Origin of the sequence: Sulfuriferula sp. AH1 (assembly GCF_002162035.1) — a bacterium.
Lineage (GTDB): Bacteria > Pseudomonadota > Gammaproteobacteria > Burkholderiales > Sulfuriferulaceae > Sulfuriferula.
On the sequence record NZ_CP021138.1, the window covers coordinates 2,192,766 to 2,207,044 of the forward strand.

The window sequence follows — 14,279 nt, forward strand, 5'->3', positions numbered from 1 at the left end:
CCTGCCCAAATCCAAAGGGGGTTCAAGCATACCAGAGCGTCACCCACCCGGGTATCACTCCAGCATTTTTTTGTTGCGCCAGAATTCCTTAATCTGTTCGGCAGGAACCGCCGGACTGAACAGGAAACCCTGAATCTCGTCGCATTTAAGCAGCCTCAGCAGATTCGCCTGCTCATGCGTCTCCACCCCTTCCGCGACCACCCGCAAATTCAGGGAATGCGCCAGCGAAATGATCGCCGAGACGATACTCAGATCATTGGAATTGTTGGTCATGTTGACGATGAATGCGATGTCGATTTTCAATAAATTGATCGGCAGTTTGGCGATATAGCTGAGCGACGAGTAGCCGGTACCGAAATCGTCGATCGCGACCTCGACCCCCATCTCCCGGATAGCATGAAGCTTGCGGATGTTGGCCTCAACGTCGAGCATGATCAGGCTCTCGGTAATCTCGATCTCCAGTCCGTCGGGCACCCCGCCTGCACTGTTCACCACATGTTCTATGGTACTGACGAAATCGCTTCTTTGCAGCTGAACCTGCGACACATTGACAGCAATCCGCGATGGGGCCCCAGGCCTTGTTCCTGCCATGCCCGGTAGTCCTTCATCGCTTGTGCCAAAGCCCAGGCACCTGCCTCGATGATCATGCCGGTTTCTTCGAGCAGCGGAATGAATTTCGAGGGCGGCATCATGCCCATTTCGGGTCATTCCAGCGCATCAGCGCTTCCAGCCCGATAATCTGGTTACTCTTGAGGTCGACTTTGGGCTGGTAATGCAACACCAGCTGCTCCTGCTCCAGCGCCCGTCGCAGCTTATTTTCCAGCGTCAGTTTCTCGGCGACCCTGGCATTGAATTCGGGGGTATAGAACAAATACCGGTCGCCGGAGAGCTTGGCCTTTTTCAAGGCGGCCTCGGCGTTGCGAAACAAGGTATCGGCATCTTTCCCGTTGTCAGGAAAAACGGCGATGCCTGCCCTGACCGATATGCGCAGCTCCTGGCCTTCCAGCTTGAACGATTTGCTCATGGCTGCCATGACCTGGCTCTCGAGGAAGCGCACCACGTCAGCCTCTTCCCTGATATTGGATAACACCATCGCAAAGCAGTCAGCACTGATCCGTGCCAGATGATCCACACCTACCCCGGTGCCTGTCAGGCGTTCGGCCACCTCTTTCAATAACGCATCGCCGGAACGCCGTCCGAACGTCTCATTGATATTGCTGAAGCGCTCCAGATCGATCGCCAGCACCGCCATCGTTTCCCCGCTGCGGATATCATACATGTGCTGCCCCAGACGGTCATAAAAAAGCGCACGATTGGGCAGGCCGGTAATCGCATCGAAATAAGCGAGATAATTCAGTTTTGCCACTTTATTGAGATGATCGAGCGCAAACGAAATATCGCCGGCCATCTCGATCAGCAGCTTCATCTCTTCGTCATCGAACACATCCACTTCCGGAGCGTAAAGCACGAATACGCCCACCGGCAGCCCTTCCAATACCAGCGGCAATACGGTCACGGAACGATAACCGCGGTTCAAGGCTTCGTTTTGCCACACTGCCATGCGTGCGTCGCTGGCAATATCGTTACAGATCACCGGTTTCATTTCGGTCAGCGCCTGCGCAATCAATGCACAACTCCCCGCAGCATCGTCACGCACGGTCAAATTGATCTGCTCCAGATAGCCATCGTCACGGCCTGCCCGGGCGACGGGTGTCACCTGCTGGCTGCCTGCATCCAGCTTGCCGACCCACGCAAAATGGAACTTGCCATGCTCTACCGCAATGCGGCACGCTTCCCTGAACAGCTCATCCTCATCATTGACCCGCACGATCGTCGTGTTGATACCGCTGAGCACGCTATAAATCCGGTTAAGCCGCTTGATCTTGGCTTCGTCTGCCTTGCGCAGCGTAATGTCACGCGTAATCGCCAGTATTTGCGGACGGCCATTCTCTGTCTCGGGAAGCAGTACAGCACGCGTGTCCAGCCAGCGGCGTGAGCCTTTCAAACCGGCGATCTCAAATTCGAGCGCCATACTGTTGCCGGCGAGTACACTGGCTTCAAAGGCAAGATAGGCTTCACTCTGTGAAGGAAGCACGAATTCAGCGGCCTTGACGCCCTGTATCTGTTCAAAGCCGTCCGCCTCGAACATGGCAAGCCCGGCAGCATTCATCTGCACGAACCGGCCCTCCGCGTCCTCGATATTCACGCACTCGGGTTCCGCCTCGATGATGGTGCGCAAGCGTGCTTCGCTCGCGCGCAGCGCCGCTGTCCGCTCCTCGACCAACTGCTCAAGGTATTCGTACAGCCTGGCGCGTTCCAGCGCCAACGCCACATGATTGCCGACGCCGTACAGCATCTTCAACTCGGCTTCGCCAAACAGCCCCCGCTCCGCACCAACCAGATTCATGATGCCCATATTGCGATCACCAGCCCACAACGGCACACTGGCATGGTAGCGCATGCCGAATGTGTCGCCTGCAGCTGCTTTCAACCGCTTGCATTCCATGATATTGGTGACGTGATCCAGTTCGCCCGCGAGAAAGCGACGCTGGCAGTCACATTCGCCATTCATGGCGCCTTCACACTGCAAGGCTGGTGGCAAATTGCGTGTCGCGACCACCTGGAAGCCGGTATCTTCTTCCCACAAAAAGATCCACCCGGCCTGAATCCCGGGCAATTCCAGAGCCCGTTCCAGCGCCACTTCCGCCATTGCCTTTACGTCGGTCGCCTGATTAAGGCCTTCTGCGATCCGATACAACCCATTCAACGCCTGGTTGGAATTTTCCAGTTCCATTTCGCGTGATTTGAGCTCATTATTGATATGAACCGCCTGCTCATAGGTCGAGATCAGCAGATCCAGTATTTGCTGGCGTTCGGCGGTAATGAAATGCTTGTAGCCGCCAAGATCGATCTCCACACCCAGTTGCATCTTCTGATTCTTGCGCAATTCCCGATTCATCAGCAGATAACGAATACGCGACAACAGGTAATCTTCCTCATACGGTTTGCGGATGAAATTATCCGCACCGCATTCCAGCCCGCGAATCACGTCCTGCGCATCGGAAAGTGTCGTAACCAGGATAACCGGAATATCCTTCAGGTTTTCGGCGGATTTGATTGCCTTGCACAGCTCATAGCCGTTCATCTCCGGCATCATGACGTCGCTGATGATCAGAGCGGGTTTTTGCGTCTGCGCCGCCTGCAGCGCCTGCTTGCCGTCAGCCGCGAGTGTCACCTGGTAACCGTTCCGCTCCAGCAAAAAACTGAGCTGATCAGCCTGAGTGCGGCTATCCTCGGCAATAAGAATACTAAGGACATCGCTGTCATTTTTAGATTTCATTGTTGCCTCTCTTTCTTTGCCAATTCTGTCAGCACTGCGGCAATCTTGTCCGGCGCCAGCACTAACGTCGCCGCATTGAGCCTGATCGCCTCGCCCGGCATACCGTGCACCACGGAACTGACTTTATCCTGGGCAAACGTAATCGCCCCTTTTTCTTTCAGCAGCCGCAGCTCTTCGGCGCCATCTCGCCCCATGCCGGTAAGCAGCCCGGCCACTGCATCGCCTCCGTACACGGCAACAAGCGAGCGAAACAGATAGGCGACCGAGGGGCGCAATCCATTCTCCGGCTCATCCTTGGCAAGAACGATCTTTCCGCCGAACCCCACTTTCATCTGAAACTCATCCGGTGCGACATAGACATGGCCGGGAACAAGGTGCTCGCCATGCATGGCGACATGCACCGGCAGGGTGGATGTCTTCGCCAGCCACTCCGCGAATGCCGTAATGAATCCGATCGCCATATGCTGCACGACCAATACCGGCACGGGGAAATCCCGGGGCAGCATCGCCAATATCGTTTGCAGCACAGGCGGACCGCCGGTCGAAGCGCCGATGGCGATCACTTTGATCTTCGCCGCGCCCTCCGCCACCGTTTTCGCGGGTGGAGTCAGCATCGGCTCAACGCGCGTTTTCGGCCAGCGCCGCACCGTCCTGACTTCTGCCATCAGCTTCACCGTCTGCACCAGCTCCCGCACCGTGGTTTCATGTTCCGGATGGCCGATGCCGTTAGGCCGTTTCAGTACAGCCAATGCCCCTGCTTCGATGGCCCGGAACATGGTTGCCGTCTCGTGCGGATCTGTGCTTCCGCTCACGATCACGATCGGCGTCGGGTGCGTTTCCATGATGCGGCGCGTCGCTTCCAGTCCGTCCATTTTCGGCATGTGGATATCCATTGTGATCACATCGGGCCGATAACGTTCTACCGCTTCGATAGCTTGTTCGCCGTCATTCGCCGTGCCTACAATCAGGATGTCCGGATCCGAACCGAGTATGTGAACCAGAAACTCGCGCACTGCGGGAGAGTCTTCGGCTATCAGGACATTAATCATGCCTTCCTCCCCATTTCTCGTTAAATCAGGCGCTGAACGACTTCCAGCAGGTTGCTCTGATCGAAACTGCTTTTTACGATATACGCATTCGCACCCACATCGATGCCGCGCTCGCGGTCTTCGCGCGAATCCAGTGCCGTCACCAGTACCACCGGCAGTTCGGCGAACTGCTTGTCCATGCGTACCTTGGCCGTCAGGTCAAAACCGTCCATGCGCGGCATTTCCACATCCGACACGATCAGATCAAACTTGCCGGTCTTGAGTGCGGTATAGGCATCTATCCCATCCACTGCAGTAACGACACGGTAACCGGCCGATTCCAGAATGTTTTTGAGCAGCGATCTGGAAGTGATGGAATCTTCCACCACCAGTATGGATTGCTTTTCTGTCTCTCCCGATACGGCAACGGCCATGGATGGCGGTGCCGTCTGTTTTACCGCCGACTTCAGCAGGTCCGGCACATTGAGTACAGCCACCACCTGCCCCGTACCCAGCACGCTTGCGCCGGCGACGTTGCGCACGCGCGCGAGTTGCCGACCCAGCGCCTTGACCAGCACCTCCTGTTCGCCAACAATCTCGTCAACGCGAAAAGCGACATGCTGATGCCCCGCATTGAGCACGACGACCAGCACCTGCGCGGGCGCCCTCTCAGGCGCACGCGGGCGCGCCAGAGCCAGCGCATCGTCGAGGCCGACCAGCGCCACGGCTTGTCCATCGAGGGCTATCGTCGGGCGATTCTCTACCGTCTGGATGTCCTGTTGCGCTATTCGCGTCACTCGTTCGACATTGAGCGCGGGGATGATGAAATTATGTTCGCCGGTACGCACCAGCACGCCGCGGAAGGTCGCCAGCATCAGCGGCAGCGTAATGCGGAAAGACGTCCCTGTTTCCCGTACGCTGCCGGCATGCCCCGATTCAAGCACGACGGTGCCGCCCATGCGCTCGACTTTTTCGCGCACGATGGCAAGTCCGATGCCACGCCCTGAAATGTCCGTGATGATCTGGCTGGTGGAAATGCCGGACATGAAGATGAGCGACTGCGTTTCCTGCTCGCTCATCTGCCCTGCTGCCTCGTCTGAAACGAGGCCGAGCTTGCGCGCTACCGCATGCACCCTGGCGGCATCGATGCCCGCGCCATCGTCGGCAACCATGATCTCGATTTTGCCGCCATCCTTTTGCGTAATGGCAATCGTGATGCGGCCCTGCTCCGGCTTGCCCTTGTCCCGTCGCAATGCAGGCGGCTCGATGCCGTGATCGATGCAATTGCGCAACAGGTGTATCAGCGGATCTTTCATTTCTTCCAGTATGCGCCGGTCGATTTCAATCTCGCCGCCCTGAATCTCCAGCTTCACCTGCTTGTCCTGCTCGCGGGCAAGCTCGCGAGCGACACGCGGTAAAGTCTCGAGCAACGATGAAAACGGCAGCAGGTGCATTTCTTTCACGTCGTGCAGCAGATTATCGCTCATGCCGGCCAGCGTACGCCGGTCGCGAGCAGCGAACTTGCATAAGCGCAGCAGCCGTTCCTCCAGCGTATTCATGAACAGATGCTCGGACTCCAGATATTCCAGCAGTTTCGGCAATCCCTGTGCCGGGAACCTTGACATCCCTTCGGCTGCGCCATTGCCGCCCGCATCGACATAACGCTCGATCTGCCGCAGTACCGGTCGCATCACTGCCCGGCGCTTTTTCCAGCCCACAAAAGAAAGCGCGACCTCACGCAGTTCCTTGGCGCGCTGTGCCGATGCCAGTCGCGGCGACAGCAGCTCCTCGACCTGCCGCATCACCGCATCGAGTTTTTGCGTAGAGACCCTGACCGTCTCGGATACGAAGCTGACAGATAGGGATTGCGCTGGCGTGGCAACCGTCGCAATCTCTTCAGGCGGTGCATCTGGCGGCTGCTCCCGATGTGCCGGTGGAATTGTGGCGGAGAGTACCGCTGGTGTTGAGACAACGGCAGGCTGGACAAACTGCCCATGCAAAACGTCATTAAAGCGCCGGGTCAGCGATGCAACCATCGACTTGCCGGCAACAGGCAGAGCTGCGTCTTCCATCGCAAGCAGCATGCTCAGGCCATCGATCGCCTCATGCAGCAGATCGAACAATGGCTGGGAAACGCTGAGCTGCCTGGCTTTCAATGCCGCAAATACGCTTTCCAGCGCCTGACAGGCCGACTCGACCTCCCTGAGATTCACGGCCCGCGCAGCGCCCTTCAGGCTGTGCACTTCACGGAACACTGTCTCAACGATTTCCGCATACCGAGCTTGCGCAGGCTGGTTTTCCAATTCGATCAAGCCCGCCGACATCACCTGCAGATGTTCGTCCGCCTCGATCTGAAACGTCGCGCGCAGTCTCTTCTGGAAGTCGTCACTCTGTTTGGTCATGACCTGATCCCAATCCCGGGAACTGCGGATAATGAGTCAAACGGCCCCAAACTCGTCGTAACCGTAATGGATGTTGTCATGTGACCCCGCCCCCGATCATGTCACTCAGCTTTTGTCCCAATTCATGCAGACTGCGCGCTGCCACTTCCGCCTGCCGGGTACCGGACACATTCTGCGCGCTGGCCTGCTTGATATTCTCCATCGCCAGCGCCACCTGATCCATGCCTACCATCTGTTGCTGGCTTGAGGCCGCAATCTGCGTCGCCGCCTGCGCCGCTTCGTTGGCGCTGTCCGCCAGCTGGCGGATGGCTTCGCCGGTCTCGCCAGTCTGTTTCACGCCCGCTTGCACGGCCTTGTTGCCCTGTTCGGTGGCCAGCACCGTGGCGGTGGTCGCGCGCTGGATGTCGCCGAGTATCGTGCGCACCTGGGCCGTCGCCTGCTTGGATTGCTCCGCCAGACTCTTGACCTCCTGCGCCACGACCGCAAAACCTTTGCCCTGTTCGCCTGCCTTGTTCGCTTCGATGGCGGCATTCACTGCGAGCAGGTTCGATTGCTCGGCCAAGTCGTTGACCGTGGCGATGATCTCGCCGATCGCCTGGCTCTGTTCGGAGAGCCGCACGATGCTCTCGGCGATGGATTCCATTTGTTCCTGGATGTTTTGCATGCCCTGCATCGCGTCTTCCACTGCTTTGCGTCCGTTCTGCGATACCTGCGAGGCCTTTTGCGCGCTGTCTGAAACAAAACGCGCTTTCTGGCTCGCCAGCTGCGCTGTCTGCTTCACTTCCTCTACCGTGACCGTGGTCTCGTTCACCGCACTCGCCGTCTCCGCCGCGCCCGAGGCTACCTGCGTCGTCGTCGCCAGAATTTCGGACGAAGATGATGTCAGTACAGCCGCGACCTCCTTAATCTGGTCGAGCAATTCTTCAAGCCTTTCCCGTTCGCTTAGTTTTTCCAGTAAAGAACCAATATAGGTGTCGATAACCAGCTGCTGATCCAGATTCATAATCTTGGTCAGCGCTAATATGCAACGGGTTAACTTCTCGGGTCTGAACCGATATCTGGTAACAAGCAAATGGCTGATCAAACACAAAAATTTGCTGTTGCTTCCAATGTACCATTTCGGAACCAGACCAATTCGCTCATGTGCAACGCCAATCTGCAACCGCTTCTCGAAGTAATCCTCGCCATAATTGCCCCGAAACAGATCCAGCAGATATTCCCGCTGGGCAGCTTTTACCCTATTTAAGGTTTCTGTATCCTTGAAAAAAGCCTGAGTCTCGGAATATCCAAACAGATGGGTATAGAACTGCTCGACTATTTGAGGGACATGCTCTTCCATAAGCGGGAGCAACTCACGTAACAGTAAAATTTCTTCGTGTGCAAATTCTATGAAACTTTTCCTTTGTTCCTGCTCACGACTTTCCATTTTGAATTTTTCAGTTAGCCTCATGAGCTTCCTTTCCTTGAATTCGAGCCGTTTTATTACACTCTATACTGCGTCGCCAGTTGTTGCAGCTTTTGTCCCAATTCATGCAGACTGCGCGCTGCCACTTCCGCCTGCCGGGTACCGGACACATTCTGCGCGCTGGCCTGCTTGATATTCTCCATCGCCAGCGCCACCTGATCCATGCCTACCATCTGTTGCTGGCTTGAGGCCGCAATCTGCGTCGCCGCCTGCGCCGCTTCGTTGGCGCTGTCCGCCAGCTGGCGGATGGCTTCGCCGGTCTCGCCAGTCTGTTTCACGCCCGCTTGCACGGCCTTGTTGCCCTGTTCGGTGGCCAGCACCGTGGCGGTGGTCGCGCGCTGGATGTCGCCGAGTATCGTGCGCACCTGGGCCGTCGCCTGCTTGGATTGCTCCGCCAGACTCTTGACCTCCTGCGCCACGACCGCAAAACCTTTGCCCTGTTCGCCTGCCTTGTTCGCTTCGATGGCGGCATTCACTGCGAGCAGGTTCGATTGCTCGGCCAAGTCGTTGACCGTGGCGATGATCTCGCCGATCGCCTGGCTCTGTTCGGAGAGCCGCACGATGCTCTCGGCGATGGATTCCATTTGTTCCTGGATGTTTTGCATGCCCTGCATCGCGTCTTCCACTGCTTTGCGTCCGTTCTGCGATACCTGCGAGGCCTTTTGCGCGCTGTCTGAAACAAAACGCGCTTTCTGGCTCGCCAGCTGCGCTGTCTGCTTCACTTCCTCTACCGTGACCGTGGTCTCGTTCACCGCACTCGCCGTCTCCGCCGCGCCCGAGGCTACCTGCGTCGTCGTCGCAAGTATCTCGCCGGAGGAAGATGCGAGCACGCCGACCCCATCATTGATCTCGCGCATCAACGTCCGCAGCCCTTCAAGCATCGCGCTGAACGCGCGCAGCAGCTCCCCGACTTCGTCGGTACGATTTCCGTCCGGGATATCGACGGTGAGATCACCGGCAGCGACGCGTCCTGCGATACTTGAAACCATCTGCAATGGCGCAGCGATGATCCGTCCTGTCAGCAGCGTCATGATCACTGCCAGCAGGATAGCGCCCACACCCACCATGATGAATTGATGCAGCGCACTGTCTGCCGCCAGCCCGGATTCCGCCACGGCACGATGCGCATTTTTGTCGGCCTCATGGTTGAGCTCATTGATGATAGATCGAATTTTTTCGTACCGGTCTCGTTGAATGCCAACCACTAACTGCCTGGATTCCGTAATCTTGCCGGCACGTATCAGCGGAACGATTTCGCTATCTCGGGTTTGAGCAAATGCCTTCTGGATGATATTGAGTTCCTCCAGCCGTGATAACAGTTTGGGATCATTACTCGCCCGACTCAGCAATACGGCCATGATTTTGTCGACCTGTCCTGCATATTCCGCCATATCCTTCATCAGACGTTCGCGCTCGTCGGCTGTATTGATGAGCTGCGCTTCGAGTATTTCGGCCCGCATCTGGCTCTGAAAACTGCGCAGATTTGTCAGATCGCGCAGATTGGCGAAATCTTTCTGGTAAAGGGCCTGCTGCGCCACCTGCAGCCTGGCGATGGCAAAATAGCCTGTGGCAATGACGATGCCCACAAAAACGATCATGATGCCAAAACCGAGGAAAAGTTTGTTGCGCATGCTCAAATTCAGGAACCATTTCATGCTTTGTTCTCCTTATTGTTTCTTATTCAGCCTAATCCGGATAACGCTACCTGCTAATCGCCAACCTGTTCCTGCACGATGAGTTTCTCGTCGCTCAAAAGTTTTCCGGCATCCAGTATGACCACACGTTCCGACGTCACCCCCAGCAAGTAATCCTCGCGAATGCCGGTCAGCGTAGGCAGAGATGACTGGATATCGGCGCGCATAATGCGGCGCACGCCGCTGATGACATCAGCCACTATGCCGAACCTCATGTCTGCGGATTCGAGCACGATCACCTTGTTGAGGTCGGTCAGCCCTTTTTCCGGCAGATCGAAGAATTTCTTGATGTCGATGACGGAAAGTATCTCGCCGCGCACATTGATGATGCCGAGCACAAAAGCCGGGGTGCAGGGTAAAGGGGTGAGCTCTTCCAGCGGATAGACTTCGCGCACGCATTCGGATGCAATTGCATAGCGCTCATGGGCGAGCAGGAACTCGATGACTTCGATACCCGCATCGGCCGCTTCCGCCGGCAAAACTTCGCGGGCGAGCGCCTGTGCCCTGGCTTGCAGGGTTTTCTGCGTATCTTCGGGCGTCGGCATCCAGATGCGGTCGATTGCGACCTGCGCCGCTTCCAGCCGTTGTTTGACCTCGCTCCAGTTGACACGCTTACCCGTCTTTTGCGGGGCTGTCTTATCGGTATTGTTCATCGCCGCACCCCTCTCAAACGCTCGTCTCCGCAAGCTCTGGCAGACTTTCCAGCAAGGATGTGACTATCTCGGCCAGTCGACCGGCCGTCAGTCCATCCGCTTCCGGCAGAATATCGTCCTGCAAGTGCAGATGCAACAGCGTCAATACATTTCCGAAATAGCGCCGCGCTTGCTGATAGCGTCCCAGCGACTGGTGCAGGTTCCCCAGGCCGAAGTGGGCGAGCACGAAATCGGGATCAAGATAGAGCGCCCGCATCAGCCATTGAATGGCGATATCGTGCCGCCCCTGCTCTTGCAGAATAGTGGCGCCAAGATAGTGGTACAGCGGATTCAGCTTGTCGGCGGCGATCGCCTTTTCACACCAGTCCAGAGCTTCATCCAGCCTACCCTGATTGGCACTGCTACGAGCCATGCGCGATAGCCTCTCGCCTTCATCTGGCGGTGAGACCGGTCGAGATTCAGCCGGTGCCATGCGAGTCACAGCCACCTCGGTCACAGGCTCTGGCCGCACGACCGGCGGCAATGGCGGCGCAACTCCCATGTCATGAAATGATTGCTGCTGCGGGGGCTCGCCAACTCGCGAACCTGATTCTGTAGCCAGCCTTTTTCGATACAATACCGCCCCCGGAAACGTGACGGGAGCAAACGAGGAAAACAGGCTATTCGAGGTTTCGGTCGGACTGACGATCAGCCAGCCGCCAGCGACCAGCGCACGATAAAAATTATCGGCGACTTGCCTTGCCCGTTGCGGGGTGAAATACATCAGCACATTGCGGCACAGAATCACATCCATCGCGCTGGTATTGTTCGAGAGTGACGGATATACGTCATCGACAAAATTGAGGTAGGAAAAAGTAACCATTTTCCTGATGCGCGGCTGTATCTCATAACGGCCATCATCGCGCTCGGTGAAATAACGCTGGCGCAGCCAGACTGGCGCATTGCGGAACGACCATTCCCCATACACGCCTTGGGCCGCCTTGCGCAGCACTTTCGGGTTGAAATCGGTTGCCAGGATGGTGATGTTCCACGCAGCGAGATCAGGTATGAGCCTGTCGAGCAGTATCGCCAGGGTATAGGCTTCTTCGCCCGTGCTGCAGCCGGCGCTCCAGATACGCAAACGCCGCTCATTCTGGCGGCGTGACTGGAGCAGGGGCATAAGAATCTGTTCTCCGAGAATATCCAGATTCTGCTGTTCCCGGAAAAAGTAGGTTTCCCCTATGCTCAGATGGCTGGCGAGGATCTCGGTCATATGGCGTGTCAATGGCGCCGACAGCAGCCAGTGCACGCATGATTCGAGATCCTGGAAATTGAAATCCGGCGCTGCCGCCGCGACCCCCCGTTCGAGATCGGCCCAGCGCTCCTGCGGAAAATACAGCCCGGTCCGGATCGCGATGAATTCGCTCAGCTGCGACGACAATACGGATGGGAGTACAGGACGCATATTCTGCATCAGGTGGTTTCCAGTATCCGGTCCAGCGCATCCTCTTCTTCCAGTGAAAGGAATTTCTCCAGGTCATGGATGAGGATCAGGCCGTCGGCAAGTTTTATCACTCCTTCCACATACTCAAGCCGGGGAAGGATATGCTCTGCGGCAATCCGGCTCTGTGCCGTATCTGCGATGACATCCAGTACGGCATCCGCCACCAGTGCTACCGGCCTGCGCGCGGTATGCGCAATGATCAATTGGTCGCTCAGGCCGGTTTTCTGTTCCAGCAGGCCGAAACGCCGACGCACATTGATGACCGGGATCACCCGCCCCTGGAAGTTGACCACACCCAGCACGATATCGGGCGCATTCGGCAACGGGGTGATAGCCACCATGCGCACCACCCGATCCGTTGCGGATAAGGACAAGGCATAGCGTTGATCGTCCAAAGTAAAAACAACCAGAAAATCCGAATTGTTCATCGCAGCCCCGATAGAATGTGCAGGGATGACAAAAACAGGCAGCGCGTAAAACCCCGCCCATTAACCATTGCTATTCAATCATAGTAGTCCATTTTTTGAATCCGCGTTATGAATAAAGCCCGGAATTGCTGACTTAATGCAATATAAACGCCAGGATATTTCAGTTTGATTACAAGTAAAGATGTAATCTGCATATAAAATAAGGCATTCATAACAATAATTATGACAAGTACCGGTTGATTCAAGGCATTCCGGAGGAGCCGTAATGATCAAATTAGAGCAGAACGAAATACAAGCGATACTCCTGCAACTGGATCAGGCGATCTACAATCACACCCAATGGTACGAATCGATTACCCGCACGCTGGTCTGCCGCCTGCCGCACGACCATCGCGACGAAGCCAGGAACGCCCACCGCCATTGCCGTTTCGGACAGTGGTATTACGACGCTGCACCCGACAATCTGCGCAAGCATCCCGGCTTTATCGCTATCGAAACCGAACATAAAATATGCATCGACTGGCAGCGAAGCTGCTGCAAACGGTCGCCTCCGGCAGCATGATTCTCCCCCTTGATTACGACAGCTTCGTCAATGCGCTGGAACGTCTGCGCTTGCAGCTTTTTACACTGAAACGTGAGCTGGAAGACCTGCTTTATAATCTCGATCCGCTCACCGGCGCCAACAACCGGATCGGGATGCTGACGAAATTGCGCGAGCAGCAGGATCTGGTCAGGCGGCATGTGCAGTCAAGCTGCATTGCAATGATGGATATCGACCATTTCAAGGCGATTAACGACACCTACGGGCACTCGATCGGGGATACGGTATTGGCGGCTTCCGCCCGCAATGTGATGGAACATCTCAGGCCATACGACAAACTGTTCCGCTACGGGGGCGAGGAATTCCTGCTGTGCATGCAGAACGCCGATGTGGATCTCGGTTATGAAGTGGTAGAACGGGTAAGACAGGGACTGGCGGCCAATCACATTGATTACGGTGGCAAAAAACCGCTGCAGATCACCATGTCGTTCGGCATCGCCCTGCTCGATGCGGAAGTTACCGTCGAACAATCCATCGAACACGCCGACAAGGCGATGTATGCCGCCAAACTCGCCGGCCGCAACTGCACCCGTATCTGGGATGCGTCCATGTAAGGCTTGAACACGCCAGGCGTTTTCCGAAGGCGACCCTGACCAAAAGCACCTATTTGCACTGTCTCGCCCGGGTTACGGAGAAAATGGCGGCACGCGGGGCTGCACTGGCATGGCCCCACCGGGGCACCGCCTGTGCCTGCTCCGAGAACGGCGATATGTGCCATCCCCATTCCTTAAAGGGCATCGGAACGGCAGGATACAATCCTGCCATGCGCTATGTGTTAGCCACCGAAACTGGTTGTATCCTTTGTCACCTTCTGGCCGCTGCCAGTCCATGCTTCGAAACCGCCAACCAGCGATGCGACCTGGGTGTAACCCAGACGTTGCAAGCTATGGGTCGCCAGCGCCGAGCGCCCGCCGGTCTTGCAATACAGCAGGATCTGCGCATCTTTATTGGCCAGGGCCGGATGATCGCCGGTTTTGAATTCAAGCACGCCGCGCGGGATACTGACTGCATTCGGTAAACGTCCGGCGTCGAATTCTGACGGTTCGCGCACATCGATCACGGTTATGCCAGCATCGATTTGCTGTGCTGCGGCAGCAACATCGATTTCCTTGATCTGGGCCTTGGCTTCTGCTACGAGCTGTTGTGGTGTCATTGTCATCACATAAATTTCCTGTATAAATTAAA

General features: G+C 56.5%; 10 protein-coding genes and 2 pseudogenes. 2 read left to right on the plus strand and 10 right to left on the minus strand.

From position 1 onward, the window contains the following. Positions 1 to 54: 54 nt before the first annotated feature. The 9 genes and pseudogenes from CAP31_RS11110 to CAP31_RS11145 all read right to left on the minus strand — a co-directional run bounded on the left by CAP31_RS11110 (position 55) and on the right by CAP31_RS11145 (position 12,493). Positions 55 to 3,340: pseudogene (locus tag CAP31_RS11110) on the minus strand (EAL domain-containing protein). Beyond that, positions 3,337 to 4,389: a chemotaxis-specific protein-glutamate methyltransferase CheB gene (cheB, locus tag CAP31_RS11115; protein WP_087447595.1), complete on the minus strand. Its 1,053-nt coding sequence runs from the start codon at positions 4,387 to 4,389 to the stop codon at positions 3,337 to 3,339. Before cheB ends, CAP31_RS11110 begins: the two are co-directional and overlap by 4 nt. A gap of 20 nt (positions 4,390 to 4,409) precedes the next feature. Next, entirely contained in the window at positions 4,410 to 6,770 is a 2,361-nt protein-coding gene (locus CAP31_RS11120) for a hybrid sensor histidine kinase/response regulator (protein ID WP_087447596.1), read from the minus strand. 76 nt (positions 6,771 to 6,846) lie between these two features. After that, a complete protein-coding gene (locus CAP31_RS11125; RefSeq protein WP_255377106.1) occupies positions 6,847 to 7,773 on the minus strand; it encodes a methyl-accepting chemotaxis protein in 927 nt (308 codons plus the stop codon). Positions 7,774 to 7,791: 18 nt separating this feature from the next. Next, positions 7,792 to 8,220, minus strand: a pseudogene (locus CAP31_RS15325) (protoglobin domain-containing protein); the annotation flags it as partial. A gap of 32 nt (positions 8,221 to 8,252) precedes the next feature. Further along, a complete protein-coding gene (locus tag CAP31_RS11130) occupies positions 8,253 to 9,890 on the minus strand; it encodes a methyl-accepting chemotaxis protein (protein ID WP_087447598.1) in 1,638 nt (545 codons plus the stop codon). Positions 9,891 to 9,943: 53 nt separating this feature from the next. Beyond that, on the minus strand, positions 9,944 to 10,582 hold the full coding sequence (locus CAP31_RS11135) for a chemotaxis protein CheW (protein ID WP_087447599.1): 639 nt from the start codon (positions 10,580 to 10,582) through the stop codon (positions 9,944 to 9,946). A 13-nt stretch (positions 10,583 to 10,595) separates the two neighbouring features. After that, complete coding sequence (locus tag CAP31_RS11140; RefSeq protein WP_223247258.1) at positions 10,596 to 12,026, minus strand: CheR family methyltransferase; 1,431 nt, start codon at positions 12,024 to 12,026, stop codon at positions 10,596 to 10,598. An 8-nt stretch (positions 12,027 to 12,034) separates the two neighbouring features. Further along, complete coding sequence (locus tag CAP31_RS11145; RefSeq protein WP_087447601.1) at positions 12,035 to 12,493, minus strand: chemotaxis protein CheW; 459 nt, start codon at positions 12,491 to 12,493, stop codon at positions 12,035 to 12,037. A 265-nt stretch (positions 12,494 to 12,758) separates the two neighbouring features. On the opposite strand from CAP31_RS11145, the gene CAP31_RS11150 reads away from it, so the two are divergent. Together CAP31_RS11150 and CAP31_RS11155 are read left to right on the plus strand one after the other, a co-directional pair. Then, positions 12,759 to 13,055, plus strand: a complete 297-nt coding sequence (locus tag CAP31_RS11150; RefSeq protein ID WP_087447602.1) for a CZB domain-containing protein — start codon at positions 12,759 to 12,761, stop codon at positions 13,053 to 13,055. Next, positions 13,004 to 13,648 carry a diguanylate cyclase gene (locus CAP31_RS11155; RefSeq protein ID WP_087447603.1) on the plus strand — a complete coding sequence of 215 codons (645 nt, stop codon included), beginning with the start codon at positions 13,004 to 13,006 and terminating at the stop codon, positions 13,646 to 13,648. Before CAP31_RS11150 ends, CAP31_RS11155 begins: the two co-directional genes overlap by 52 nt. 221 nt (positions 13,649 to 13,869) lie before the next feature. Here the strand turns inward: CAP31_RS11155 and CAP31_RS11160 are convergent, their stop codons facing one another. Further along, entirely contained in the window at positions 13,870 to 14,253 is a 384-nt protein-coding gene (locus tag CAP31_RS11160; RefSeq protein WP_087447604.1) for a rhodanese-like domain-containing protein, read from the minus strand. Positions 14,254 to 14,279: the final 26 nt, after the last annotated feature.

Coding starts and splice junctions, on each gene's coding strand:
- CAP31_RS11140 (WP_223247258.1), bottom strand. CDS start 12,026: ATGCGTCCTGTACTCCCATCCGTATTGTCGTCGCAGCTGAGCGAATTC.
- CAP31_RS11125 (WP_255377106.1), bottom strand. CDS start 7,773: ATGAATCTGGATCAGCAGCTGGTTATCGACACCTATATTGGTTCTTTA.
- CAP31_RS11135 (WP_087447599.1), bottom strand. CDS start 10,582: ATGAACAATACCGATAAGACAGCCCCGCAAAAGACGGGTAAGCGTGTC.
- CAP31_RS11155 (WP_087447603.1), top strand. CDS start 13,004: ATGCATCGACTGGCAGCGAAGCTGCTGCAAACGGTCGCCTCCGGCAGC.
- CAP31_RS11145 (WP_087447601.1), bottom strand. CDS start 12,493: ATGAACAATTCGGATTTTCTGGTTGTTTTTACTTTGGACGATCAACGC.
- CAP31_RS11160 (WP_087447604.1), bottom strand. CDS start 14,253: ATGACAATGACACCACAACAGCTCGTAGCAGAAGCCAAGGCCCAGATC.
- cheB (WP_087447595.1), bottom strand. CDS start 4,389: ATGATTAATGTCCTGATAGCCGAAGACTCTCCCGCAGTGCGCGAGTTT.
- CAP31_RS11130 (WP_087447598.1), bottom strand. CDS start 9,890: ATGAAATGGTTCCTGAATTTGAGCATGCGCAACAAACTTTTCCTCGGT.
- CAP31_RS11120 (WP_087447596.1), bottom strand. CDS start 6,770: ATGACCAAACAGAGTGACGACTTCCAGAAGAGACTGCGCGCGACGTTT.
- CAP31_RS11150 (WP_087447602.1), top strand. CDS start 12,759: ATGATCAAATTAGAGCAGAACGAAATACAAGCGATACTCCTGCAACTG.